This is a genomic window from Litoribacillus peritrichatus, assembly GCF_039537985.1.
Lineage (GTDB): Bacteria > Pseudomonadota > Gammaproteobacteria > Pseudomonadales > Litoribrevibacteraceae > Litoribacillus > Litoribacillus peritrichatus.
Genome location: NZ_BAABBN010000004.1, coordinates 595,934 through 622,809, shown reverse-complemented (window position 1 = coordinate 622,809; position 26,876 = coordinate 595,934). Strand labels below are relative to the sequence as shown.

Below are 26,876 nucleotides of genomic sequence, written 5' to 3'. Positions count from 1 at the left end.
CCTCTCTCAATTTTATATTTATTTTAATGATCGGTGATTTGTTCGCTTTCAAGTGATAAAAGCGTTGCGTTGCCTCCTACGGCTGTGGTGTTAATTGTTCTGGTTCGCTCGGTAGCGAAACGGAATAAATAACGAGGCCCCCCCGCTTTCGGCCCCGTTCCGGAAAGACCCTGGCCACCAAAAGGCTGAACGCCAACAGTAGCCCCTATTTGATTTCTGTTAATGTAGACGTTGCCAATCCTGACGTGGCGATCAATATAATTTGCAGTTGTTTCGTTACGAGTGTGAATGCCCAATGTAAGGCCATAGCCCGAGTTATTAATCTCTTCAATCACTTGATCTAACTCGCTTGCCTTGTAAGTTACTACGTGTAAAACAGGGCCAAAGTTTTCGCTTTCTAACTGTGCCATGCTATCAATCTTGAATGCAACAGGAGCGATGAAACACTCACTGCCAAATATTGCAGGTATGGCTGTCTCATAGATAAGTGTCGCGTCTTGACGCATTTTTTCGATGTGATTACGCAGCATGCTTTGAGCGTTCGTATCAATAACAGGACCAATGTCAGTTTCATGTAACGACGGATCACCCAACGTCAGCTCTGCCATCGCACCCTTTAACAGTTCCAGCATACGAGGCGCAACGTCTTCCTGCAGATACAATACTCGCAAAGCGGAACAACGTTGGCCCGCACTCTTGAATGCGGACTGCACAACATCTTTAATGACCTGCTCAGGTAAGGCAGTACTATCCACAATCATGGCATTCTGACCACCGGTTTCAGCGATTAACGGGGCAATTGCGCCTGTACGGTTGGCAAGGCTGCGATTAATTCGCAAAGCGGTATCAGTCGAACCGGTAAACGCGACACCTGCAATGCGTTCATCTTGAGTGATGGCATTCCCCACCACCGAGCCTTCACCCGCCAATAAGTGCAAAACATCTTTGGGAATTCCGGCTTGATGCAATAGCTCTACTGCACGACTGGCAATTAAAGTGGTCTGTTCTGCGGGCTTGGCTATGACCGTATTACCCGCCACCAGCGCCGCAGCGACTTGCCCGATAAATATCGCCAATGGAAAATTCCATGGGCTAATACACGCAAATACGCCACGACCTTGAAGGTAAAGCTCGTTAGATTCACCCGTCGGCCCCGGCATGACCAGAGCGTCAGCAAAGTGAGTCCGGGCTTGTGTTGCGTAGTAACGACAAAAATCCACCGCTTCCCGTATCTCATCAATACTGTCTTGGATAATCTTACCGGCTTCAAGGTGGCATAAAGCAATTAGCTCTGGCGTATTGGATTCCATCAGGTCGGCCATCTTCTCCAGGCAAAGGGCCCGAGCCTCAACCGACGTGCTGTTCCATTGTGCGAACGCAGAGTGAGCAGAGTCGATTGCCTTCTTAACACCTATCTCATCCGTCCAGCAAACCTGACCTACAAGGGTTCTTTGTTGATAAGGACTTCTGATCTCTAACGATTTACCTTCTGAAACCAGCTCTCCATTAATAATCGCACCGCCTCGCCATTGCCTGGTCATAAAGGTGTTTATCTGGGCGCTGAATGGTTGCCATTGGCTACGGATGTCGATATTAATACCTGAAGAGTTTTTTCGCTCGGCCCCAAAAATATCAGAAGGCAGAGGAATTTTATCGTTTCTTAATGGTGTTTTCTGTTGCAACACGTCCACAGGGTGGTGAACCAAGCTTGATATTGGGGTGTTGGCATCCACCAGACGATGCACGAAGGAAGAGTTCGCGCCGTTTTCCAGCAAGCGACGAACCAGATAAGGCAGAAGGTCCACGTGAGCGCCTACAGGCGCGTAAATACGAACGTTATTGCTTTCTTTAAATCCAATATTCTGCTCTTTAAATCCAATGCCCTGCTCTTTAGATCCAAAGTTACTTTTTAATACGATGTCGTACAGCGCATCCCCCATGCCGTGCAAGCGCTGAAACTCATAGTCACCGTGCGTTGCAAGGTTTTTAATACAAGCCACGGTGTGTGCATTATGAGTCGCAAATTGTGGGTATATCCGGCCTTTTGCTGCATCACTAAACAAGAAACGGGCGCAGGCCAGATAGGACACATCCGTCGCTTCTTTTCTGGTAAACACCGGATATTCAGAAAAGCCGGCCTGCTGACACAGTTTAATTTCACTGTCCCAATAGGCGCCTTTCACCAACCTGAGCGGTATAAGATCACCTTGTTCTCGTGCCAGAGCCGTAAGCCAGGTCAGAACAGGAAGAGCACGTTTTGAGTATGCCTGTACCACCAAACCAAAGTTCCCCCAGCCTCTGACCTCTTCAGACCTGAATAACTTTTCAAATAAATCCAGAGAAAGCTCAAGTCGGTCCATCTCTTCAGCATCAATGGTAATGCCCACACCCAACTTTCGTGCCTCCCGAACAAGGGTTAATACACTCTGGTACAGTTCAGACATCACCCGATGTCTCTGGCCTTCTTCATAACGAGGATGCAAGGCCGACAATTTAATGGAAACCGAAGGCAGCAAAACGTGGTGACTGTTTTCACTGCCGACATCAGTTGCTCTGCTGGCATTATGTTTTCCCACACAGGCGATGACGATTAAGTAATCTTGAAGGTATTTTTCAGCATCGGCGCGAGTGAGTGCCGCCTCACCCAGCATGTCAAAAGAATAGGTGTATCCGTTGGAGATATTCTTCCGGGCATTCTTAAACGCTTCTTCAATGGTTCGCCCTAAAACAAAGTGTTTTCCCATAATGGCCATGGCTTGATTCATGGCTTTTCGAATCACAGATTCGCCTAAGCGCTTTACTAAACGGTTAACAACGTTTGCGGGTGATCCATCAATCTTTTTATCCAGAATAACCACTTTGCCTGTGAGCATCAGTCCCCAGGTTGCGGCATTGACCAGCACTGATTCACTTTTTTTAAGGTGTTTTTTCCAGTCTGCGATGCCTAGCCTGTCACAGATTAATGCTTCTGCTGTTTCGGCGTCAGGTATTCTCATTAATGCTTCAGCAAGGCACATCAACAGAATGCCTTCTTGAGTATCCAGACTGTATTCCAGCAACAGCGAGTCAATCATATGTACGGAGCCGTCTTGATCACGTACCTGCTGAATTAATTTTGTCGCCTCCTGAGTGATTGACTGCAGCGAAGTGTCTTCAGTTTTTGTGAGCGTTAATAGTTGTTCAAGGTAACTGTTTTCATCCACACAGTAATTGGGTGAAATATAGTTTTTAAGCTCAGCAGCAGGCTGTTGGGTGAACTGTGGGTTAAGTGTATCTGTCACGTTGAACATCAGTAGCTCCTATCTCGACTTAAGCCTGGCAGCGTTTTTGTATTTATCTGAATTCGCTACTAACAGGGCTTCGTCTAAATTTGAACGAATAATGAATTCCGTTATGTTTGTTGTTGCTGTGGTAACAGAGCTTCATATTCGAGTTAGATTTTTTTAATCTAACGCCTGAGGTTTCTTTTGTATTACAAAAAACAATTATGTTTTTGTAAAAACGACTCAAAGATGCATGAACTTGGGCGTCTTTTACATGGACATAGTTACATGGACATAGTTACATGGACATAATAATTACTGACGCCGAAGTTGACCTGGCGTTACGTTTAAGCATTTCCGAAAACTGTTACTCATGGCTGCCTGGCTTGAAAAGCCACACAGTTCAGCAATTTGGCATAAAGTAATCGAGCTATCTTGTAAAAGTCTCTGTGCTTTGCTTAAACGTTTCTGAAGCACATATTGATGAGGAGAGGTATTCAGATTCTCCCTGAATACGCGCTGAAAATGGCTTGGGCTGAGGTGTGAAAGTTGAGCAAGCTGGTGAATGCTAATACGGGAACTGAGTTGCTGCTCAATAAATGCATCTAAACAAGCCAGGTCCAACTTCCGGGTTGCGTGATTTTGAGAAGGCTCTTTGAGGCGGCCGTGAATGCCGTGCAGAAAGCTGGCGGCAATATGCCCGGCAAGCTGAGTGTCTTCAGGATAAGCTTCAATCTCTCTTGCAGCGTACTAAATTAACTGCTGTAACCGACTATCCAGCTTGAGATAACCCGCATGATTAAACAAGGTTTCTACGATTTCAGAAGAGATGAAGCCATTGTCTTCCATTGGCAGGTTGAGTACCAATATTCGATTGTCTTCAACACCGCAATAGTAATGATTATAGGTAGAGGGAACGACACAGGCTCGCCAGGAGTCGACCGTATTTCCTTTCCCTTCAACTTCAAACTCGGTGGAGCCGCTGACCCCCACAATTAACTGATGGAATTGGTGGTTATGTCGATTACTTTGCTTCGGTAATTGCAATATCTCTGCATCGATCATTTGAATTGTCGTGTACCAAGAAGGGCGGATTCAATGTTAAGCACTATAATATTAGTCTGTTATCAATACCTACACAATTGTCTTTTCCCGGCAGGAATTCAGACGTATAGCGTTTTGTGATCGCCCAGCAAGGCATAGAGCAGTACGTCAGCTGTGCTGGAATCATTGCAGGCAGGACGTTACTCGATAAAGCCATACTCACGCCATCCTACCCATTGGAAACTATAAAACGGATTAGCTATAAAACGGGTTAACTATAAAACGGGTTAGCTCATGGCTTGAGATTCGAGCTGAGCACTTAGGCTGATCTTATTCTTAGACCGAGCTTTCGGCACCTGCATCCATAAGCACCACAAAATCAACCCAATACCAATCCAGCCCATAGTGCTGATGCTTTCCCTCACAATCACGACTGCCATTATGGTTGCCACTACAGGTTCCAACAAAGTAATAAGTGTTGCTTGGCTGGCTTCGACAAACTTTAAACCATACCCAAACAGAACGTAGCCCAAAAACATAGGAATCACCGCCATATACACAGCCACTACTGAATTGATATTTGAGGCAAACAGATTCTCCCCTGTAATAAATAACGAAGGCAACAAAACCAGAGCTGCTAATCCAAACATACAGGCCATAGCAGATTTCGAATCAATACCCTGCTCAATCATTCCTCGTGCAGACCAGGAGTACACGGCATAAGACACTCCGGCCACCAGCCCGAGTACAATCCCAAAGTAATGATCCCAATGCTGAGAATCTGAAGCATCATGAGTGTCTTTCGACAGAGCAAGAAGAACAATACCAATAGCACCTAAGGTAAAACTTACCACCCACTGTCTCGAAAGGCTCTTCTTGCTGATAAGACACTCCAATAACACCGTAAAGAAAGGAGCACTGGCAATAGAAACCACGGTTCCAACAGCAACCCCTGATAAACGCATGGAGCTGTAAAACGCCAGCGGGTACAAAGCCACCGAAAAGCCACCGCTCATCATCAGCTTATAATTAATCAGCAACCGTCCCTTGTCATTAATTAAGTTATTCATAGCATACACCACAAGCAGAACGCCACCGCCACCCATGGCGAAAGCGCCGGTGGCTAACGGGCTAACATCGGGTGTAAAACTCGCCGCTGTGCCTGTTGTCCCCCAAAAGAAACACGCAATAATAATGGCGACAATCCCTTGCCACCCAAAATGACTGTGAGACACATAACGAGATGACATTGCACTTCCTCTAATCGAATCAAGACTAAGAAAAAGTGTATACTCAGTACAATCTGATATTATGCAGATAGGACGCTTTTATAGATTAAAAAGGCGCAATTAGCTAAGCAGCCTACTAACGGGAAAACGCTCTGGGCGATAAACCAAAGTGCTCTGTGAAACGTCGACCAAACGAAGAAAGATCAGAATAGCCCACCTGCTCTGCTACCAGCTGAATCGGGTAATCGGTATGCATCAACAAGGCCTTGGCTTTCTCCATGCGTTCCCCGGTGATGAACTGCATAGGGCTTAAGCCCACCTGCACTTTAAATAATTTTTTAAATTGAGTCGGGCTTAAACAGGCTATTTTGGCTAGATCATCAATCGTCAAACGCTCAGAAAGATGTTCAAGCACATACTCCAACACAGCACGAATTCGATGATCCAACTGTTTGAACATCCCCTGCTCTGCCAGCAAAAGCACAAAAGTTTCAAACATTGACTGTTCAAGCTCAGGATTAACCTGATGCTCTAACTGCTTCTCGATAAAATTAAGATAACTGATCAAAGGCGGCGTAATTGAAAACACCAAGCTCTCAGACTGTGCCAGATTACTTGGTAATTCCACCAAATCCGCCACCACAAATCGTGCTTCTTCATTAGCGGTGAAATGATGGATCTCACCCGTTTTAATAACCACACACTCCCCTGGTGCAACCTTACCAACATAACCTTCGACTTCGATATTGATAACACCACGTAACGGCAACACTAACTGATGATAGTCGTGAGAATGACCTCTGCGTTTACGACTGTAGAAACGGATGGAAAGATGATTGGACATATTGAGGTTTACAGGTTTCACTTAAGTTAATGACTTGTTTATCTTGCCTGATTTTCACGACAATACAATCAAGATGCACAATAGAATAAACGTTGAAAGACCAGTACTGCCCTCCACCTCAGGCGGTATGATCTTTTCTCCGGTTTCTCTTCTTTCCCCATGTGCAGCGAGGGTTTGATTTCAAATCAAGCCGTTATCACACAAGCATCAATCACATTTTTCAAAGCGGCCACAGTAGCATCATCATCCGAAAGGGGTTCCGCCATCGCGGCGTAACAGGCTTGTCTTACATCAATGCCACCCACGACCAATTTCGCTGCATAGATAAGCAACCGGGTGGACGCCGCTTCCTCTAAGTCGTGATCTTTTAAGTTTCTCAGTGCTCCGCCCAAACGAACGAGCTGTTCTGCCAACGACTTATCCGCCCCACTTTCCTTCATGACAATTCGGGTTTCCACTTCCGGTGTCGGATAATCAAACTTCATTGCGACAAAACGCTGACGAGTACTGGGCTTCATCCCTTTAATCAGGCTTTGATAACCAGGGTTATAAGATACCACCAGCATGAAACCGGGTGCGGCTTCCAGGTATTCACCCGTTCGTTCAATAGGTAGAACACGTCGGTCATCCGCCAACGGGTGAAGCACCACAGTGGTGTCTTTACGGGCTTCAACCACTTCGTCCAGATAACAAATGCCACCTTCACGTACCGCTCGGGTGAGCGGGCCATCCTGCCAGTATGTCCCCTCAGGACCAATCAAGTGACGCCCCACTAAGTCAGCAGCAGTCAAGTCATCATGACAAGACACCGTATACAGAGGTCTGTTTAACTTCTCTGCCATCGCGGCAATGAAACGTGTTTTACCACAGCCGGTCGGCCCTTTAATGAGCACAGGTAACTGATGTTTATAAGCATGTGAAAATAGCTCAACCTCGTTGTTCTGAGGTTCATAATAGAGTGCATCTTCTGAATTATTGACCGCAATCTCTACGCTCATAATGAGGCTCCGTCTTAAAACTTAATTTAAAGCCATACTAATGCACTCAACTTTATTTCTATTGATTCGTATCAGTATATGGAACGGTAGTTCGGATATTCTCAATACAAAGCGTAAGAAGTAACCCTACCCATTTAAGCATTCTTGATAAGGGTACTGCGACTATATGAGAGAGACACAGTATGAGTGAAACAAGACGCTGCCAAAACTGCCAAAACGAGTTAGTTAAGACAGCCAAACTGTGCCCTCAGTGCGGTATACCTTGCCAGCCAGAGCGTGACAACCAACGTAAATGGATGGGCATTGATTTTAAGTTGTTTGTGATTTTATTAACGTTCTTCTGTGCTGCAATGGTTTTATGGTTGCCGCGCTAAACTCATTGAGCCAACCATTTCGAGCCGAGCCTTTCAGACCGCGCCTTTCAGATCGAATCTTTCAGATCGAATCTTTCAGATCGAACACCCAACATGATCAGGCAAAAGTCTTTCCCGGAAGCTCATCCAAGACCCATCCGAATTAAAACCAGCAACTTACTGCCAGATAAACACCACTTAAGCACTTCAACCACAGCCTGCGTTTGAAAAGTAAACAAGCTGAACTACTGTAAAGATAGCCTCTGTGCTCTATGAGAAGCGTTTTACTCAATACAAAACGCTTGTGAAAGTGCGCCGGACACCATCAAGAAAGAATGGCTATTTTGCTCAAAGAGTGGAATTTATGTCGATCACGAAAAAAGTCTTGTTGATCATGCTGCTGTTGGCATTCGTGTTCGTCGGCGCAAATTATTACATTCAAAAAGAAATTATCTTCCCTACTTTTTCGAACATCGAGGAACAACACGCAAAAGCAAACATAGATCGCGTTGAAGAATTATTGAATGAAACCATCAACCAGCTCAACCGAATCAACTATGACTGGTCTGCCTGGGACGATACGTATGAATTTGTGGAGAGCAGAGACGACGGTTATATTGAAAATAATTTAATGTACAGCACCTTTGAAAACCTCCAAATCAACCTGGTTTATTTTCTAAACAAGGAAGGGGAATTGATATGGGGTGAAGTTTATGACTTCACTCAAGAAGAACCGTTAATCAGCTCAGACGAGTACATCACGGACTCACTCGAAAGCCTTAAACCATACATTGACAGCATTGACTTAAACTCACATTCGGACGATCAGTTTTCTAAAGGGATTTTTATTCATGACAATACCCCAATCGCATTCTCCATCAGACCGATTTTAGACAGCGAAGGTAATGGCCCCTACAGAGGTTATATAGTTCAGGGCATGTTGATTGACGAAGCCATGATTGAGAAATTTCAAAATCAAATCAAACTAAAATTCAAACTGAAAACGCTTGAGACCAGCGATATATCCGGTGCGCCCAGCGAACGACATAGTTACCTGATCAATGAAATCAGTGATACATCACTGGAGATCTCCAAAAACTATTACTCAAACAATCGCCCGATCTTAACCATCAGTACACAAGTCCCCAGAGACATTACTCTCAATGGCTTGACCAGCATTCGTTATGCGTTAACAACGCTGTTTATTATTGGAATTTTCAGCTTTGTGATTTTTTGGTTCGTGATCAAAGCCAGTGTCTTGCGGCCTATTTCTGATTTAACGAAGCAAATGCTTAAAATATCAAAAAATAAAGACTATGCCCTAAGATCCGATATAAACAGCCAAGATGAAGTGGGCTTACTTGCCAAAGAGTTCAATCACATGCTGTCTATCATAGAAAGTGGGAATTCAGAGTTAAAAGAGGCCTACTCTCGGATCAAATCCGATCATGAAAAACTGTTAAAAGCAGACGCCGAGTTACACGCAGCTAATATTAAGCTAGAACAACTGACCGTCACCGACCCACTGACCGGGATTGCAAATCGCCGATGTTTTGAAAACAAACTCAGCCTCGAATGGAGCCACCTAAAACGCTCTGGTCAGTACCTTTCCATTGTTATGATCGATATTGATTACTTTAAAGCATACAACGATCACTATGGTCATCCGGCGGGTGATCACTGCCTAAAACAAGTAGCAAATATTTTGAGTGGCAACACAAGGCGCCCCAAGGACATAGCTGCCCGATACGGCGGAGAAGAGTTTATTTTGATTTTACCGGATGCAGATATCTACGGAGCACAAAAAGTGGCTGAGAATATCCAAAAGAATATCGAGTTAGCGAAAATTGAACACCGTACCAGCAAAGTAGCTAAGAGCCTCACCATCAGCATTGGTATCGCATCGGTGATTCCTTCTGACAAAAATTCGATTGAAACACTGATCCACCAAGCCGATTCAGCGCTATACCAGGCCAAGCACAACGGAAGAAATCGCTTTGAAGTTGCACACGATTTAGATCAAGCGAACAAAACCTCTTAGATCCAAAAATTTCAATAGCCTGTGATTTCATCCCAAAACCAGTAGATGAAATCAAAACTTCTCCTATCATTAAAAGAATTTAACGAGCATTGGACAGGTGAATGTCACGGGTTTCTTTTGGGTCATTTTTAACATTAATGGTTTGGTTGATACTGCCCTGTCACACAACCGCCGACCTGATCATTGATCCTAAAGAGCCTTATGTTGATGTACGAGGCTCGGTGCAATATCTCATTGAAACCGATGGCCCGCTCTCCATTGAAGAAATAAAACGACCAGCCATCCATAGTCGCTTTCAATTGATGCCAACACCAGACACAAACTTCGGCGTCGTTAATCAAGTGTATTGGTTTAAAATCCCGTTGAATTATCAAGGCTCAGAAAGCACCGTTTGGTTACTTGAGCTAAAACATTATTACTTGGATCACATCGAGTTTTACCCTTCCGCTCAGGCTCAAGCCATAATCACCGGCGATAACTACCCCTTCGCTCAGCGACCGATGGAGCATCCCTCGTATTTATTTCCCGTGACCCTAACCCCCGGAGAAAATCACACCCTATACTTTCGCATCGAGACATCCACTTCCCTGCATATGCCCTTAACCTTATGGCAACCGGAGCCTTTTGCTCTGGCAACAGGCCAGGAGCGCATTCTTCAAGGCATCTTCTACGGCACGTTATTAGTGATGCTCTTTTACAACTTCCTGATTTATACCTGGGTAAGAGACACCAGTTATTTATACTATTCAGGTTATGTGCTTTTTATTATTCTGGCGTGGATTTCCATTGATGGACTGGGCTTTAAATTACTTTGGCCAGACTCCCCGACATTCAGCAACGTCAGTGTTTCTTTGTTTCTGAATACGACCGCGTTACTCGCCATTTTGTTTGCCCGGGAATTTTTAAACCTTAAAAGCTTTTCTCCCCCCTGGAACAAATTGCTCTTAGTTCTGATTGGCGTAAGTGTTCTGGCGAACATTCCCACCCTTTCGGGAGCATATGGTCTGGGCCTCAAGCTCACCATGTCAACCATCTTCGGGATGTGCTTACTGTTTGTCGTACTTGGCCTCTATGGCTGTTATCGAAAACAACGTCGCGCCTACTTTTTTCTTTCCGCCTGGCTGTTACTTTGTATTGGAGGGGTTCTGAAATCCTTAATGACCATTGGTGTCTTACCTGTGGTTTGGACAACCATTTATGCCGCTCAGTTTGGTATCGTACTGGAAGCCATCTTGCTGTCGGTGGCGTTGGCTGACCGCATGAATCAGGACCGTAAAGCAAAACTGGAAGCCATTGAAAGTGCGCTAAAGGCCAGTGAAACCGCTATAGATGCATTGGAAGAAACACGGGCAACCCAAGACAAACTGGTTTATCAAGGATGGCATGACCCACTCACAGGCTATCCAAACCGTTTTTTATTATCGACTCACCTTCAAGCCAAAATCAAAGAGGCAGAATCCTCTCAACATCACCTATCCTTGGCCTGCATTCAATTAAACAATTTTAGTGAGATCAACCACACCCTAGGCCACGATACCGGTGATGAATTATTATGCCACTTCATCAGAGGTCTTGAGGCTTTCGTCTCTCACTGGGAAAATCTATCCTGTATTGAACAAACTCACAACACACGATTTCATGTCGCTTTGATTGAAGGCGTTTGTTTTGGGCTGGTGTTTCAATTAGAGCCTGAAACCATGATTGAACCGCAGCTTCAAAAACTCCAGGCCTTTTTAAACCGACCCGTGGAATTCAATAACATGGCTGTGGTATTGGGTGGTCAGATTGGCATGGTAAAGTGGCCAGAACATGGCAACACCCCAGAAACCTTGCTTCGTAAAGGTATGATAGCAATGAGAACAGCCAAAGCGGCAGGCCGGGCATATCAGATTTACGAAGACAGCATTGATAAATACAGCGCACAACGTTTATCACTGATGGCCGAACTCGGCACAGCCATATTAGAAGATCAGCTGGAGCTTTTTTATCAGCCAAAGATTTCACTCCACAATAGGAAAGTGGTCAGCCTGGAAGCTCTGATTCGCTGGAATCACCCGAAGCATGGTCTCTTGGGACCTGATAAATTCATCAGCTTTGCCGAGCGAACAATGGTCATACATGCCCTGACCCATTGGGTACTTGAACACAGCATTGCTTTTACAAAACGACTCGAAAACAAGGGGTTTCAACTGAGTATTGCAGTGAATGTTTCTGTCCGAAACCTCTTGGAAGATGACTTTGTCGATAACGTCAAAACCTTACTCGACCGATATCAGCTCGCCCCAGAAAAATTAGTGATGGAAATGGTCGAATCTGCAATGATTGAAGACATTGAACTCACCCTGGCCACCCTCAATCAATTACATGCACTCGGAATTCAGCTGGCCATTGATGACTTCGGCACCGGTTATTCATCACTCGAATACCTGAAAAAATTACCCGTACATGAACTGAAAATCGATCGCTCATTTGTGCGGGATATGGTCCACGACCGGGACGACCGATTGATTGTCAGCACAACCCTAGTTATCGCTCATAACCTGGGAATGAGAGTCGTTGCTGAGGGCATTGAAGACGAAGCAACCATGAACCTGCTGGGAGAAATGGCCTGCGAACTCGGCCAAGGTTATTTTATCTCCAGACCGATACAGGAAGACAAACTCATCGCGTTTTTGGAAGAAAGCAGCAACGACAAAACCACCCCATTCGATCAAGACTAAACAACCACACATAATCCACTCATCCTTTACTACTTGATCGCACTTCTCTTTTGGTCTAGAACTAATCTTATACGTCAAAAACACTTCTAAATCGGCAAGTCAGTTTAAACGGAAAGAATGGCATGGCTAAAATCCTCTTAGTGGACGACGACCCCGAATTCAACAGTTCATTAAAGCAGTGCCTGGAGTTTTCAGGCCACGATGTAATCACGGCTTTTGACGGCAAACAAGGGCTGGAGCTTTTTCAGCAAGAGCAACCGGATGTCCTCATTACAGACATCATCATGCCTGAAATAGACGGTTTGGAGTTGATCTTGAAACTCGCCACTAAAACCGAAACCAATGATTATGCTTTTCCATGCAAAGTGATCGCCATTTCCGGTGGCGGGCGTTTTGCCGGTGATAACTACCTCGACTGCGCTGATGCCATTGGTGTCGATGCCATCATTGCCAAACCCTTATCTCTTATTGAACTGGACAACACCATCAAGAGCCTCTTAGGTAACGCGGCCTGATAGCAAGCTTTTAGGGAACAAACCCCATGTATGGAATGGTAAACCGAGCGATCAAAGACTACCTAATCACCCGTTACGGCAACACACTTTGGGAAACCGTGTTACAACACTCACAGGCAACCGAAGAAAGTTTCCTGAGCATGAGCCAATACCCGGACGAACTCACCGTTTCGCTGCTGGTAGAAGCGGCTAAGGCCACTGACCAAGACATAGAAAAAACGCTTCAGGATGTAGGTGAGTTTTGGGTTGAATTCGCCTTAAACAGTAATTATGGCGCTCTACTTCGCGCAACAGGGAACACCATTCGCGAAGTGTTGGAAAACCTTGATAACCTTCACTCTCGGCTGGTGAGTGCCTTCCCTGAATTAACACCACCTTCATTCTGGTGTTCTGATACACGTCATCCCAATACACGCCAACCCGACTCAGAGTATCTGGAAGCACTTGAACTTCATTACTTTTCACAAAGAGAAGGGTTAAGCAATTTTGTCATTGGTCTGGTCAGCGGCATTGCCAAAATGTGTAATGAAGATTGCAGGGTGACTCTTCTGAGAAACAGAAAAGACTTGACCGATCACGATACTTTTTTGGTCGAGTACTCCACAAGCAACCAATAGGACGATGACAAGTGCTGTCTCCGAACCCTCTGGATTTCGCCAAAACCTTTCCCTTCCATATCGTCATTAGTAACGACCAACACATGCTCATCAAGCAGGTCGGCGGGTCACTTCACGACCTGTATCCAGACATCAAAGCAGGAGATTTTCTGAGAGAGCACTTTGATATTGAGCGACCTAAGCGGAACCCAACCATCCAAGACATACACCTTTCTATCAAAACAACCTTCCTGCTGCGCCACAAACATACAAGCCTGAGTTTTCGTTATCAGGTTCTGGGGAATGAGGATGCCTTTTTGTTTTTTGTTGGCTCTCCTATCGTCAACAGCGTGGGGGAATTTGAAAAATACGGGCTCAAGCTGTCTCATTTTTCGCCACACGATGTCTTGCCCGATTTTCTCATGGTCATAGAGCCAAAAGAACTGTACCTCAAAGACATTCAAAGTCTCGCCAAGCGTTTACAGGAAAGTCGGGATCACCTGGTCGAAAGCAACCAACAACTACTGAATAAAAATGAAGAGTTGGCCGAAGCACGAACCATGGCCGACTTGCGAAACCAACAGCTAATTGAACTGAACAAATCATTAGAGCAAACACAAGCCCAACTTATTCAGTCTGAAAAGTTGGCCTCCATCGGCGGTTTAGCGGCAGGAATTGCTCACGAGCTAAATCAACCGTTAGGCGTGATTTCCCTTCAGGCCGAATTAGCCATTGAAAAGTATAAGGTCAACCCTCATGAAAACCATGAGGCTGCTCTCCAACAAATTATGAAGCAAGTTCAACGGGCAACCGCCATCATAGATCACCTCAAATTATTTGGTCGCGATGCCGAAGATTTGCCAAAAACACCTTGCCAGGTCAACCAATTAATCGACGCTGTTTTAACTTTGTTTCGAGAGCCGCTACGACTCAGGAACATTACACTTCAAGTCCATTATGAGACCGAGCTGCCTCCGGTACTTTGTAACGAGATTCAAATTGAGCAAGTACTGACAAACTTACTGAGCAACGCCAGGGACGCACTGGAACAAACCTCCGACAAGCGCATTGATGTCGCTTGTTCTTACGAGAATGGCCAGATCATTATCTCCGTCTGTGACAACGGTGAAGGCATTCCTCACGAGCTCAAAGGCCGAATATTCGACCCGTTTTATACCACGAAAGATGTAGGGAAAGGCACCGGACTGGGACTCTCAGTATGTTATAGCATCATCAAAGACCATCATGGCGAAATCAGGGTAAACAGCGAACCCGGCAAAGGTTCAAATTTTGCTGTCATATTACCGTCGGCCAACACTGTTTGACTGTGAAAAATCCCCATCAGCATTCATAAAAACAACAGCCGTTTTTAACGGCTGCGTTTTAACCTTCATCACTTTGTAAAACCCAATATGAATTTAGACAATAACGCATGATCCGCAAACCCTGTTTCTGCCAGATTTTAGCTCTCAGACAATAAACCCATTAAACGAACTCAGGCTCCTCCGTCTTCTGAACCGCTTTCACCGGGCTAACATCGTTTGAAGTAACATGGCCTATGGGTTCGTCTAGATGACTGAAAGTAAATACACTTTGCTGCTTGTGCCCTTGATACTGTCTGAGCAAGCCATCCAGGTTACCCGCAAGATCAGACAGCCGGTTCATCGCACCCGAAGCCAAGCCAGCCCCATCGCTGGTTTCTTCAGCCACTCTTCTAATTTCCCAGACATTCTTGCTGACCTCTTCTGCCACCGAGCTTTGTTCTTCTGCTGCGGATGCGATTTGATTGTTCATATCCTTCATATGAGATACCGCTTCGGCAATTCGGTTGAGAGCAGACAGGGCTTCATTGGCTTTGGTCACACTTTCCCCGGCCTGATCACTGCTGGCCTGCATGATGGACACAGAGGCTCTGGCACCTGTGCACAGCGAATCAATCATGGTCGATATTTCCTGAGTAGATTCATGCGTTCGGGTTGCCAACGTTCTTACTTCGTCGGCCACCACGGCAAACCCTCTCCCTTGTTCGCCTGCGCGGGCGGCTTCAATAGCGGCATTCAGTGCAAGCAAATTAGTTTGCTCTGCAATACCCCGTATCACATCCACCACAGTGCCAATATGTTCAGTGGACTGCTCTAATTGATTAATCGTTTCTGTAGCACGATTCACTTCGTCCGCTAAGGCATTGATCGTTTGCATGGTTTGATTAACGACTTTCAGGCCATCTTTTGTTTGTTCGTCCGTTTGTTGCGTAATTTCGGCGGCCTCACTTGCGTTACGAGCAACTTCACTTACGGTTGCCGTCATTTCATCCATGGCCGTTGCTACTGAGTCGGTTCTGGTTCGCTGATCAGCAACGCCCGCCAAAGTCTGCTGTGACACCGTCGAAAGCTCTTCGGAAGTAAAACTGAGTTGTTCGCCAGCGGTCGTCACCTGACTAATGAAACTGCGTAACGCAGTCTGCATCGACTTCAAAGAATGCAATAGCCGACCAACCTCGTCATTATTCGAGTAATTGATTTCATTATCTAATTTACCTTGCGCGATACGTTCTGCGGTACTCATGGCCAATTGAATCGGAACCACCACTAAGCTATTTATCGCCCACCCCAAGGCAAACATAACCAACGCAGAAATAACCACAGCGCCAATGATTATCATGGAGACTTTTTGGGTGATCAGCTCAGAAATATCACTGTTTGGATAGGCAGCAATGATTTGATAATCCCAAGCGGGGAAATCCACCCGAGTTATTTGCCAGTCAGCATCAGAACCAACATTAGAGCCATCCAAAACTGCTTTCACAAGTTCATCATTCTGTGATGAATGAAAACGAACTCGTTGCATGTCATCAACCAAGCCAACAAAGCCGGTCTCCAGAATCTTACTGTTCGTTACTGCGGCTTTCAGTTCCTGTAAGTCTGCTTTATATCCTACGTACCAAATCCCCACAACTTCCCCATTGTCAGCCAAAATTGGCTCATAACCCGTTACATAAGGCGTGCCTAATATATCCACCTGACCGTAGTAGGGTTTCTTTTGTCGAATTAACTTAATGACTTTGCCATTCGGCGCCAGCAAAGTGCCAATCGCACGCTTTCCCTTCTTCATAACGTTGGTCGAAACACGAACGAAATTACTGCCATCCCGTACAAACAGAGTTGCAGTGCCCCCCATCAGATCGGTAACACCATCCACCAAATCAAATCGGTTTGCTTGCGACTGACCGCCTAAAATCAAATCTTTGGTTTGGCGACCATTCACCAGTACCGAATCCCCTACGCGCGCCTCCCCAAATGAAATGCCTCGTTGTTTGAGCAAGGCCATGGAAGAAACCACACGCTCCTTCATGATCGAGTCCGTGATGGTTAACAGCTTTAAGGATGCAGAAACTTTAGTCTCAATTTCAGCTTTGGTTTGGTCCATGATTGTGCGACTTTCCATCCAGGAAACAACGACAGAAACCACGATCAACATCACCGCCAAAAGCGCAAGAAGCGTAAAGCTTATCTTCGTCTGTAATGAGTTAAAGGCCATAAAAACATCCTTGAGTAATGATTCAATGTTGCACTTGCCTTAACTTTTGATCAGAGACTTTTCTTCCAGTGAACTCCGGTTGTTTTGAAACCAAAACGCCAGAGATAACGCCGGAAACAACTGCGGTTAAGGACTGAAACTGAAATATAGCCCTTAAAAAGGAGCGATCTTCTGTATGGTACGACCCAACCAGCCAAACGACTGATAAAATCAACAGCAGTACCGCAAGTGATTATCATTTAAAAATTAAGACGTTAGATACCGTATGTAAAATTTGATGTATTCGAGAACAGGTAGGAGCTGATGTGTCACAGCCGTGATGTACTAGCCCACATCAGGGCATTAGATTACTGAGAGTATGGTTCAGCAAGCGGTGTTACATATAACGCTGAACCTTTTAATTTTTGTATTTCATCATTTAGGTTTCGACCTTTAAATGTCAGCCTTTGTATTTCCCCCACGATAAACTAAACCGTCTGCAATACGCCAAACTGAACGAACCACCTTTTCAAAGACGAAAACAATTGCTAATTCAAATCAAAAAACAGCCCCAAAACCACTCATTTCGCGCTAATTGAATAAATAACACGTTAATGCTTTGCCTTTACAGCCCAGTACTATACTCTGGTCAGACATTCTCGTTTTGTCATTTGTCTTCGATAGCTGGCTCAGCGCCTAACTATAGGAAAGCTAAATGACTGATCTTCGCCTCTGCTATCAAACCGTTGAGTTTGGAAAAACAGACATCCATCTTTGTACTTTACGTGATCGACAAGAGTTTCATGACCCCAAAGGCGTGGCTGAAAAATTAGGGATATCTTCTGCTTCCTGGCCAATTTTTGGCATAGTCTGGCCCTCAAGTATGGTCCTTGCTCACTACATGTCGGATTACAACACAGAGTCCAAGCGCATTTTGGAAGTGGGTTGTGGTATGGCGCTCTCCAGCTTACTTTTAAACAAGCAACATCAGGACATCACCGCCACTGATTATCACCCTGAAGTAGAAACGTTTCTGGAACGAAATACGCTGCTTAACGGAGATAACGCCATTGCCTTCGAGCAAGTGGACTGGGCGAATCTAACCGACAAACTGGGGCTTTTTGATCTGATTATTGGCAGCGACCTTTTGTATGAAGACAACCATATTGATCTTCTGGCACAATTCATCGAAAGACATGCGAAACCGACATGTGAAGTCATCATTGTGGACCCAGGCCGAGGCAGAAAGAATAAACTCAACACCAAAATGACAGAATTCGGCTTCACTTCCAGCTATCTACAACCAAACCATACCGACTATTTAGATCAGAATTTTAAAGGCCATATTCTTAAGTTTAAACGCTGAGATTGATTGCTTAAGTGTAGAAGACTGAGTTGATAAACACTCGTGCCCGCATTAGATAACTTGATCCGGCAGGAGCGGAAATAAAACGGCCATCAGCTTACATTGATCTAGCATTACCCAAAACACATGCGCTCAACGCGTGATGTATTCAGGCGACGGATGCCGCTTGATGCACAAAATATTCGATATTTTTTTGAACGATATCCTCGTTACCGTAGACCTTCAAGTGCCGCCTCTTTTTGCCACCACCTTCCAAAACAGAATCATGATCTATAAAGTCGGCACCATGACTGAATTCAACTGAGATATGCCCTTTGTATACATAAATGCCACCAACTAATGCATTTGATGCATTAAAGACCAAACCGCCATATTTAATGCCTTCAACTAATTCTTCATTTGCTCTTAAGAAGATATCTCTTATCAACATCACCCTATCAAATTGTTCAGAGGATATGGACTGTATATCAGAAAGGAACTCATTTACTTTATCGCTAGTTGGAACGTTCATATTCTTGGCTCCCTGCACGCTGGAGAATAGTCATAACTCGTAGTTTCGGCATGAGATTAAGCGACTACAATTCAATCTCAACAGAGATTTCCGCGCCCTCAATGGAGTCAACGTAATCTTTGTTATCTTCATCGTTTAACACTTTGCCGTTAAGGCTCGCCTTTTTAGATTTCTTTTTGTCGGTAAATAAATTGGGCAAAAGGTTGTCATCAGGAATTTCAACAATGGTTTCGTTGCCAGCATCCCAATCGTCTGGAAGTGTTAAGTCTATGGTCCGTTTTGGGGTAGCTTGTTTTGGGGCAGCCTGCTCTGAAGCAGAGGCTGAAGTTGCCTCTTTAGGGTAGGTTGGGGCTTCTTGTTGAGGTACGGACTCATTGCTTTCAGATGCTGAAGTGCCACTGCTTGGATCACTATGTGACTCAGCCTTGGTATCTTGATCGGATTGACTGAGATCGTCACACGCAGCTAGCGCAAATAAAGCAGTAAAGAAAGCCATAAAATACAAGGGAAAAGTAAAAATACGTTTTAACATTTAGTGATCCGTTATCAACCTGTTATTTGCTTTAAATCCACAGAGTCATCTTTTGAGTGTGCATCATCGAAACGTTCTTTAACCATTGAAGACCTTTCCTTACACCAGTAGTCAGTACCTAAAAAAGATTTAAATCATTAAGGATGGCAATCATTCTACAGAAGGCTTTCATCAGAGCGGCCTCCGCTCATGAGTTCTCTGAATTAGTTCAGACCCATGCTAAGGCATGCTCAATCAGATTAAGTCGCGGCTGCGTGTAACCTATTTGTATTGGTTAACAGTCTGGTTTGGTATACATACTTAATAATGATACCTGCAAGATATTATGGTTAATGCTTTGTCTTCGACGGCATAAACCAATCTATTTGTATCATCAATTCTTCGTGACCAAAAACCTGATAAGTTTTCCTTAAGGGACTCGGGCTTACCTATCCCCTCGAATGGAGAACGCTTTGTATCTGTAATAAGTTTGTTGATACGTTTTAATGTTTTTTTATCTTGACCCTGCCAAAAAACATAATCACTCCAAGCTTCATCAGTCCAGCAAAGTAATCTACTACTCATCAATTATATCTCTCTGAGTAGTATTGCCATTTTTGAACTGAGCTATTGATTTACTTAGATGCTCTGCATTTGCTGGAGACCTTAACAAGTGAACAGTTTCCATCAAACTATTGTAATAATCCAAAGACATAACAACCGCATCTTCTGAATCCCGACGTGTTATAACTGTCGTGTCTGCGTCGTTAACTACAGAGTCTAGAACACCTTTTAAACCATTTCTCGCTTCAGTAAAAGATACGATTCTCATAACCCCTCCACATGTATAATTAATTGATCAACTATATCTAAGTTCAACCAAATGTACAACATATGGAACATGTTGATATTATACTGCCTTCGATGATAAGTATTTTTTAACGGATGATTTCAGGACAACTTATTGAGCTATTATGTATAACTGTCGGTGCAGTGCGTGAGCCATACCACATGAGGTTTCTGACCTAAGCCGTGAACTTGATGCCTCTTAATAGACAATACGCCAACCACCTCCGCCTTGAATAGACAATAAGTTGTTCGCCTGTTTCGCTTTGAAGCTGCCCCTCGTACGAGTGACTTATAACTGAAAGTATGAAGGAAAGCGAACCCGTCTCTTGAAGCGCCGGATGCAAGGGTAACCGATTGATTTCTAGGCTGTCCCCTTACGGCTTTTTGAGGATAGACACATGCTGAGAAACCATTCTCAGTAGAACCTCGATAGATGTTTGTATGCAGTTTTTACGAACTGACAACAGTAATGAAAGAATCGGTAGTGGTGCCAATAAGAGAGCAAGAAGTGATTATTGAGAATCGAGCTCTAACCTTGGAGGGACTTTCAGGTTTCTTCGCCTTGACAACCCCCGGTCATATAGATGTTAGGTGTTTGTTATTTATACCAATTTTCCAATTTAAGATGTTTAACTCTCTCAAACTCTTTTGTGTTATTGGTAACAAGTATACCGTTTACAGCTAAAGCTGTACCGGCAATTAAAGTGTCATAAGGCCCAATAGGAGTGCCCTGCTTTTCAAGTTTTGCACGAATGTCCGCAGATTTCTTTGCCTCTAACTCATTGAACGGTAAAACATTGACGAGAGAAATCAGTTCCTCTAGTTGTTTTTGTCGCTTTTTTGGTGAGGTTGATTTGGCTATTCCATATTCAAGCTCATAAACGACAACTGAAGGAATGCCAATATCCTTTGGTGAAACAGATAACAACCTTTGATTCACATTGCCCATACCTTTAAAAAAGTATATGAGAGTATTGGTATCGAGAACATACATTAAAACTGTTCTCGTTCAACGTCATTAACCTCTGTTTGACGAAGCTCATTAATATTTGGAAAGTCATTCCAGGAGCCAGCCATATCAGCTACAGATTGGGGCCATTCAGTTGCTACCTTCTCGCTAATAACCTGAGCTATCCATTTACTTTTAGATAAATGCGCTGACTTAGCAGCTTCAGTCATTTTTTGCTCAATTGAGTCCTCTAAATATATTGTGACTTGTCCCATATACACCACCCTTAAACAATATATGTGGAATTATATGTTATCAATTCTGCAATGGCCACCCTCTTCACCAACGCCGCCAGAATGAGCGGTAGCGTATTGGAAACAGTACCTCGTTTATCTTCCCTCATTATGCGCCCCGTCCAATCTACTAATTCAAGATAATGCGTAAGCGGAACAGGCAGCCCCTTCTTTTGTTCATTGTTTGGGTAGCCGGTAAAAACTAACAAGCCTTTGACTTGTTGTTCTGGTGAGTTTGAGTCTGCTGTTTCTAATAAGCATAATCAGACAGCCACTTTAAGAAAACACCCAGTCTATCACCTCACAACTATCAACCCTTTGCAACAAATCTCAATACCAACTACCAATAACCAGAAAGTCCCTTAAAAACGCAAATCACAGACACAAAAAAACCTCAGCAAGTGCCAAGCATAAAAACTTCTTCAAAAATTAATCAGGAGGTTCGCAGTCTGTGATAACCGAGCAACTGACTGGCTTCCTTCATTTTTTCGACAGTGCCAGCAAAGGTTTTGTAGGATTTCTCAAAGCCTTTGGACATGCTAATCCATTCCTGTTGATCCAGATTCAAGCGACCCAGAATGGGCGGTAGTGTATTGGAAACAGCTCCTCGTTTATCTTCTCTGATTATGCGCCCCGTCCAATCTACTAATTCAAGATAATGCGTAAGCGGAACAGGCAACCCCTTCTTTTGTTCATTGTTTGGGTAGCCGGTAAAAACTAACAAGCCTTTGATTTGTTGTTCTGGTGAGTTTGAGTCTGCTGTTTTTATTGCTTTCTGATAGCGTTTCTTCACGGAGGTATGATCGGAGTGCTCCGGTGTTCGAGCCATTTTTGCTCGAACCGGGTTGAGATCTACGTAGGCCATACAAGCCAATAGTGCTTTTTCATCAAGTAATGCTTGAGATTTAAAGCGACCTTCCCACCACAGAAGCCAGACAGCCACTTTAAGAAAAGACTCAGTCTATCGCCACACAACTATCAACCCTTTGTAACAGATCGCAATACAAACAACCAATAACCAGAAAATTCCGTAAAAACGCAGATTACAGACACCACAAAGACTCAGCGAGTGCGGAGTATAAAAACTTCTTCAAAAATTAGTCAGGAGGTTCGCAGTCGGTGATAACCGAGCAACTGACTAACCGCCTTCATTTTATCGACAGTGCCTGCAAAGGTTTTGTAGGATTTTTCAAAGCCTTTGGACAGGCTAATCCATTCCTGTTGATCCAGATTCAAACGATCCAGAATGGACGGTAGCGTATTGGGAACAGCACCTCGTTTATCTTCTCTGATTATACGCCCCGTCCAATCTACTAATTCAAGATAATGAGTGAGCGGTACAGGCAATCCTTTCTTTAGGTCATTGTTCGGGTAGCCAGTAAAAGATAACAAGCTTTTGACTTGTTTCTCTGGAGGGTAGGGGTCTGCAGTTTTTACTGCTTTCTGATAGCGTTTCTTCACGGATGTATGATCGGAATGTTCCGGTGTTCGAGCCAATTTTGCTCGAACCGGGTTGAGATCGACATAGGCCATACAAGCCAATAGTGCTTTTTCATCAAGTAATGCTTGAGATTTAAAGCGCCCTTCCCAAAACCTTCCCGTGCACTGATCCTCCCGATTCGCTTCTCTGGCAACCGCCTCATTCAAAACTCGCATAAACCAGCTGATATCCTGCAAACGCTCACGCCATTGCGAAATCAACAAATCAAGGACAATCTTCTCACCTTCATTTAATTCCTTAAATTGCAAAAACTTTGCTGAAACTGGCGAACCGCGAAACAGCTTGTGCCAACGCTCTGCCACTTCATAATCTGACCAGTTTCTGGCTTGCTCTGCATCAACATAGAGAACCACATGATAATGGTTTGACATGATGGCATAAGCCGCAATATCAATAGCAAAGATGGATGGAAGCGAGAGTAGCTTGTTCTCTAGCCAACCCCGTCGATGCTCGTAACTATTGCCTGTTAGCTCATCCAGCCCGCATAGAAAAGCTCGTCGAACACAGCGTGAAACACAGTGATAGTAAGGCGTTGCATCTAATGAGATTTGAGCTTTACGTGGCTTGGGCATGAGATTGGCCTTGGGGAGCGGGAAACATCACAACTGTATATAAACACAGACCCAAATACTATCGGCCAATCGTCTTACGTTGGGTGTCTGTTGTTTTTGAAGCGAAGTATCCGAAAGTCGTGGAATGCCTGCTGAAAGACCATAACGAATTGCTGGCCTTTTACGGGTTTCCGGCTCAGCATTGGCAAAGTTTACGCACGAGTAACCCAATCGAGTCGGCGTTCGGCACAATTCGTCATCGAACGAAGCGTTCAAAAGGCTGTCTGACGCGAGATGGCATGCTGCACATGATGTATAAGTTAGGCATGTGTGCAGAGAAGAAATGGAGAAAGCTCCGAGGCTTTAATTACTTAGCGAAAGTAATAACGGGAGTAAAGTTCAGGGATGGGATTGAAGTAGCGGAAAACGATCAAGAAGCTGCTTAATTGAAACTGCCCGAACACCAGATTTGACAATAACTCATACGTAGTCCATTTTACCCCTACATTCTTGCTTATTTAGAGAACATAACGCCGCGTTAATGGGCAGGCACTGCGGAGGACTTTTTGGTGTAAATTGGCGCGTAGCGACATACACCAAAAAGGCCGGAACAGTGACTGTCCAGGCCAACTTGTTGGCCGAGCATTGAACGCCTGGTTATGTGTTTTAATTTTCACGTTAACTAAGCTTCCCGATTACTAGCACAATGGATATTAGGATTAGTGCAAACGCGAATATTGAGCTTAGTGAAACCAACCTAAGAATTGGCAGCGTGTTTTTAGAAATAGAATACAGGTAACCTGGAGTAGTAATTAAGAATATATTTACAGGCACAGCTATACGTACCAGCATGGCATAAACGTAAAAACAAGCTACGAAGTAGTAAACAATACTACCAGTGAACATATATGAATGAATATCTTCCATTAATTACTACTTTAATTACACATAACGCTAAGCTAAACGGAGGAGTAATAATGTTGGCGACTTTTGTGCGTTTCTTTGCGCAAAAGGTGACAAGATTACGAAGTCCGTTTGAGCGCCTTGTTAACTTTGTTTGGTTAATTGTTCCAAGCTTACAGCAGAATATGAGAAGCTTGGACAAATACGATGGGTAGATTGTACAAAACTTGAACCAGCCGTTATAACAGCCGAATAAAATGCTTCTCTTGTTACTGTAAGGCTCTCTTGTTTGTTAATAGTAATAGCTATGTATTGTCGGTTTTTCTTGTACTCAAGTTGAAAGCAAGATGGGCCTTCCCAGCCTGACAGTTCAATACAACCATTTGTTTCAAGATCATCAATTTGAGATAGAAGCATCTCCCAGAACACAAATATACAATCGGTATATTCAAGGCTTCGGTTGTTCGCTGTAAACCGAATATTCCCATATGCCTCTTCTGACATATTACCTTTCGGCACGAAGCACTCAACCGGAACGCTTGATGAGTCCGTAGATATTTCATTCTGAATTATGAGGCTAGTATCCATATTGCTCTATAAAGTTAACGTTCGCGTAATGGGCTGGTTTGCAGCGACAGCGGAAAGCCAGTCCCAATTGACGCGCTTGTTACATGTTTTGATTGGTAGCAATAACGGCTAAGCGATCAAATATTATCTTTTGATATAGGCCTTCTGAAAATGCTATCGAATTAGATGCAGTTGCTTCACCATGAACATCTTCAACGAATAACTTACATTGAACACTTTGCCCCCAGTAAGTATTTATGAGTTTCCTATCCTCTTCAGGGAGCTGGGAAATATCGGTGGATGAAAAGGTTCCAACTACTGTAGAGTTTGGTGCAATCTCGGATTTTGTTTCAAAATCACTAAGAGTCAGCTTCAAATCTATATAGTTTTCTCTTCCGATATAAACTCGAAATAAAGCAGGCCTTTTGATTGAAGTGTTTAAGCGACCTGAATTAATTAGCGTAACTGAAATTTCAAAATATGATTTATTTGCAATAAGGTCTTCTTTTATCTGAGTCACTTTTCGGTCTATTTCAGGAATAGATGACTGAAGCTCATCATATTTTTCCTTGATATTTGAAAGTTTGTCTTCAAAGTGTCTTTTAAATTCAACTAAGGTTGCTGATACATCTTCAGAATTGAAATCAATTTCTGGCCGTAAAAGCCTATTAAGCTTATTACATTCATGCTTTGAAAATGTATCAGCTGTAAAGGCATTAACCTTTTCAAGATCATTTTTCCTATCGGCTATTTTCTCAGGAAAATCTTTTAGCTCTTGTTTAGCCCTTTGAAGCAATTCCTCTAACTCATCAAGTGTTACAGATCTATCTTGCGAAGCTCTCTTTGGTTCGCCACCCATGATAATAAACCTTGGGTTATCCTCCTCCTTCATTTTTCGCAAATATGAAAGTTCAGAATGTTCATCTAACGAAACTTTTGCTTTATCCGAGACCTTTCGGCTTATACCATTCACTTCAATCGCAAGCTTTGACCTTTGAATAACATACGTCTGCCAAATAGGAACAAGTAAAGCGATTGATGCACCTATCACAGCAGCTAATAAATTAGAGTAATCACCTACGCCTTTAAGTAGATAGAAAGATATCATGCCAAGCAGTAATCCAATCACCAGTGCTCCAGCTAATTGGATGCTACTAGCTGTCCTTTTGTCTTGTGTTGCCATATTTACTCCATAGTTTGATTGAACATGTAACGCCTCGTTAAGAGGCAACAAAATAGTTGGCTAAAATTAGCGACGAAGGAGCAAAAGCCAACTGTTTTTTGTCCTTTTTAAACGACTTGTTAGCTATTTATTCCACTGCCTGTAGTCAGTTGTTATGTCGTCAAAGCAGTTATCAGGAATATGAATTCTGCAATTTAACTTCACACCCGAATAATCTTCTGTAAATGAAAATTGAGTGGTAGTTGTGGCGTCATTTCTAAGTACTTTAGGAGTTGATGATTTATTACTTACAACAAATGTACGATCACGGATTCTATCGAAAACACGTAACATTCCACTTTCTGCGCCTAAATAAAACGAAACATTCATTAATGCTTCAACTTGCTGAAATGTATACTCTGATACTGGATTACTGTGAATATAATCTATCGCATCTTCTAAGCGTGTAATTGCTTCTGGTATTAACCCAGCTTCTTTCATAAGCTTTAGGGAGTAGTTACATCCTATTGCAACTCCTTTCGCTTCATCTTTACTACGACCCATGAATAAATCTCCTGAATGTTATGAAATAGC

At 43.7% G+C, this 26,876-nt stretch carries 25 protein-coding genes and 1 pseudogene; 8 read left to right on the top strand and 18 right to left on the bottom strand.

Features of this window, described 5'->3' with window-relative positions; all coding sequences use genetic code 11:
- Nucleotides 1–23: 23 nt before the first annotated feature.
- From putA to ABD744_RS03950, 6 genes are all read right to left on the bottom strand, one after another.
- Nucleotides 24–3,290 (bottom strand): bifunctional proline dehydrogenase/L-glutamate gamma-semialdehyde dehydrogenase PutA, encoded by a 3,267-nt coding sequence (putA, locus tag ABD744_RS03970; RefSeq protein ID WP_344795674.1) that lies wholly within the window; start codon nucleotides 3,288–3,290, stop codon nucleotides 24–26.
- A gap of 288 nt (nucleotides 3,291–3,578) precedes the next feature.
- Nucleotides 3,579–3,887, bottom strand: coding sequence for a helix-turn-helix domain-containing protein (locus tag ABD744_RS23150; RefSeq protein WP_425562116.1), 309 nt, complete (start codon nucleotides 3,885–3,887; stop codon nucleotides 3,579–3,581).
- A 126-nt stretch (nucleotides 3,888–4,013) separates the two neighbouring features.
- Nucleotides 4,014–4,328 (bottom strand): cupin domain-containing protein, encoded by a 315-nt coding sequence (locus tag ABD744_RS03965; RefSeq protein ID WP_344795672.1) that lies wholly within the window; start codon nucleotides 4,326–4,328, stop codon nucleotides 4,014–4,016.
- Between the two features lie 266 nt (nucleotides 4,329–4,594).
- A complete protein-coding gene (locus ABD744_RS03960; protein ID WP_344795669.1) occupies nucleotides 4,595–5,557 on the bottom strand; it encodes a DMT family transporter in 963 nt (320 codons plus the stop codon).
- Nucleotides 5,558–5,672: 115 nt separating this feature from the next.
- Nucleotides 5,673–6,380, bottom strand: coding sequence for an AraC family transcriptional regulator (locus ABD744_RS03955; protein WP_344795667.1), 708 nt, complete (start codon nucleotides 6,378–6,380; stop codon nucleotides 5,673–5,675).
- A gap of 185 nt (nucleotides 6,381–6,565) precedes the next feature.
- A complete protein-coding gene (locus tag ABD744_RS03950) occupies nucleotides 6,566–7,378 on the bottom strand; it encodes a CbbQ/NirQ/NorQ/GpvN family protein (protein WP_344795665.1) in 813 nt (270 codons plus the stop codon).
- Nucleotides 7,379–7,560: 182 nt separating this feature from the next.
- On the opposite strand from ABD744_RS03950, the gene ABD744_RS03945 reads away from it, so the two are divergent.
- The 6 genes from ABD744_RS03945 (at nucleotide 7,561) to ABD744_RS03920 (ending at nucleotide 14,928) form a co-directional block, all read left to right on the top strand.
- Complete coding sequence (locus tag ABD744_RS03945; protein WP_344795663.1) at nucleotides 7,561–7,752, top strand: zinc-ribbon domain-containing protein; 192 nt, start codon at nucleotides 7,561–7,563, stop codon at nucleotides 7,750–7,752.
- A gap of 343 nt (nucleotides 7,753–8,095) precedes the next feature.
- A complete protein-coding gene (locus ABD744_RS03940) occupies nucleotides 8,096–9,772 on the top strand; it encodes a sensor domain-containing diguanylate cyclase (protein WP_344795661.1) in 1,677 nt (558 codons plus the stop codon).
- Between the two features lie 101 nt (nucleotides 9,773–9,873).
- The gene (locus ABD744_RS03935; protein WP_344795659.1) at nucleotides 9,874–12,492 is read left to right on the top strand and encodes an EAL domain-containing protein; all 2,619 of its coding nucleotides are present in this window, start codon (nucleotides 9,874–9,876) and stop codon (nucleotides 12,490–12,492) included.
- A 122-nt stretch (nucleotides 12,493–12,614) separates the two neighbouring features.
- A complete protein-coding gene (locus tag ABD744_RS03930) occupies nucleotides 12,615–13,007 on the top strand; it encodes a response regulator transcription factor (RefSeq protein WP_344795657.1) in 393 nt (130 codons plus the stop codon).
- Between the two features lie 26 nt (nucleotides 13,008–13,033).
- Nucleotides 13,034–13,624, top strand: coding sequence for a heme NO-binding domain-containing protein (locus ABD744_RS03925; RefSeq protein ID WP_344795655.1), 591 nt, complete (start codon nucleotides 13,034–13,036; stop codon nucleotides 13,622–13,624).
- A gap of 11 nt (nucleotides 13,625–13,635) precedes the next feature.
- Entirely contained in the window at nucleotides 13,636–14,928 is a 1,293-nt protein-coding gene (locus ABD744_RS03920) for an ATP-binding protein (RefSeq protein ID WP_344795653.1), read from the top strand.
- Nucleotides 14,929–15,088: 160 nt separating this feature from the next.
- Here ABD744_RS03920 and ABD744_RS03915 read toward each other — a convergent pair whose 3' ends face one another.
- Nucleotides 15,089–17,140, bottom strand: coding sequence for a methyl-accepting chemotaxis protein (locus ABD744_RS03915; RefSeq protein WP_344795651.1), 2,052 nt, complete (start codon nucleotides 17,138–17,140; stop codon nucleotides 15,089–15,091).
- Nucleotides 17,141–17,834: 694 nt separating this feature from the next.
- On the opposite strand from ABD744_RS03915, the gene ABD744_RS03910 reads away from it, so the two are divergent.
- Nucleotides 17,835–18,485, top strand: a complete 651-nt coding sequence (locus tag ABD744_RS03910; protein WP_344795649.1) for a class I SAM-dependent methyltransferase — start codon at nucleotides 17,835–17,837, stop codon at nucleotides 18,483–18,485.
- Between the two features lie 148 nt (nucleotides 18,486–18,633).
- On the opposite strand, the gene ABD744_RS03905 is transcribed toward ABD744_RS03910, so the two are convergent.
- The 8 genes from ABD744_RS03905 to ABD744_RS03870 all read right to left on the bottom strand — a co-directional run bounded on the left by ABD744_RS03905 (nucleotide 18,634) and on the right by ABD744_RS03870 (nucleotide 23,671).
- On the bottom strand, nucleotides 18,634–18,996 hold the full coding sequence (locus tag ABD744_RS03905; protein ID WP_344795648.1) for a DUF1801 domain-containing protein: 363 nt from the start codon (nucleotides 18,994–18,996) through the stop codon (nucleotides 18,634–18,636).
- Between the two features lie 64 nt (nucleotides 18,997–19,060).
- Nucleotides 19,061–19,528 (bottom strand): hypothetical protein, encoded by a 468-nt coding sequence (locus tag ABD744_RS03900; RefSeq protein ID WP_344795647.1) that lies wholly within the window; start codon nucleotides 19,526–19,528, stop codon nucleotides 19,061–19,063.
- A 300-nt stretch (nucleotides 19,529–19,828) separates the two neighbouring features.
- Nucleotides 19,829–20,092: a Txe/YoeB family addiction module toxin gene (locus ABD744_RS03895; protein WP_344795645.1), complete on the bottom strand. Its 264-nt coding sequence runs from the start codon at nucleotides 20,090–20,092 to the stop codon at nucleotides 19,829–19,831.
- On the bottom strand, nucleotides 20,085–20,339 hold the full coding sequence (locus ABD744_RS03890) for a type II toxin-antitoxin system Phd/YefM family antitoxin (RefSeq protein WP_344795643.1): 255 nt from the start codon (nucleotides 20,337–20,339) through the stop codon (nucleotides 20,085–20,087). Before ABD744_RS03890 ends, ABD744_RS03895 begins: the two co-directional genes overlap by 8 nt.
- A 615-nt stretch (nucleotides 20,340–20,954) precedes the next feature.
- Nucleotides 20,955–21,350 (bottom strand): type II toxin-antitoxin system tRNA(fMet)-specific endonuclease VapC, encoded by a 396-nt coding sequence (gene vapC, locus ABD744_RS03885; RefSeq protein ID WP_344795641.1) that lies wholly within the window; start codon nucleotides 21,348–21,350, stop codon nucleotides 20,955–20,957.
- Nucleotides 21,350–21,580: a CopG family transcriptional regulator gene (locus tag ABD744_RS03880; RefSeq protein WP_344795639.1), complete on the bottom strand. Its 231-nt coding sequence runs from the start codon at nucleotides 21,578–21,580 to the stop codon at nucleotides 21,350–21,352. Before ABD744_RS03880 ends, vapC begins: the two co-directional genes overlap by 1 nt.
- A gap of 451 nt (nucleotides 21,581–22,031) precedes the next feature.
- Nucleotides 22,032–22,541: a hypothetical protein gene (locus ABD744_RS03875; RefSeq protein ID WP_344795637.1), complete on the bottom strand. Its 510-nt coding sequence runs from the start codon at nucleotides 22,539–22,541 to the stop codon at nucleotides 22,032–22,034.
- A gap of 158 nt (nucleotides 22,542–22,699) precedes the next feature.
- Nucleotides 22,700–23,671 (bottom strand): hypothetical protein, encoded by a 972-nt coding sequence (locus ABD744_RS03870; protein ID WP_344795636.1) that lies wholly within the window; start codon nucleotides 23,669–23,671, stop codon nucleotides 22,700–22,702.
- A gap of 95 nt (nucleotides 23,672–23,766) precedes the next feature.
- Here ABD744_RS03870 and ABD744_RS03865 point away from each other — a divergent pair.
- Nucleotides 23,767–24,096: pseudogene (locus ABD744_RS03865) on the top strand (transposase); the annotation flags it as partial.
- Nucleotides 24,097–24,697: 601 nt separating this feature from the next.
- Here the strand turns inward: ABD744_RS03865 and ABD744_RS03860 are convergent.
- The 3 genes from ABD744_RS03860 to ABD744_RS03850 form a co-directional block, all read right to left on the bottom strand.
- Complete coding sequence (locus ABD744_RS03860) at nucleotides 24,698–25,057, bottom strand: hypothetical protein (protein ID WP_344795635.1); 360 nt, start codon at nucleotides 25,055–25,057, stop codon at nucleotides 24,698–24,700.
- A gap of 163 nt (nucleotides 25,058–25,220) precedes the next feature.
- Entirely contained in the window at nucleotides 25,221–26,303 is a 1,083-nt protein-coding gene (locus ABD744_RS03855) for a hypothetical protein (protein WP_344795633.1), read from the bottom strand.
- Between the two features lie 123 nt (nucleotides 26,304–26,426).
- Nucleotides 26,427–26,846: a hypothetical protein gene (locus tag ABD744_RS03850; RefSeq protein ID WP_344795631.1), complete on the bottom strand. Its 420-nt coding sequence runs from the start codon at nucleotides 26,844–26,846 to the stop codon at nucleotides 26,427–26,429.
- Nucleotides 26,847–26,876: the final 30 nt, after the last annotated feature.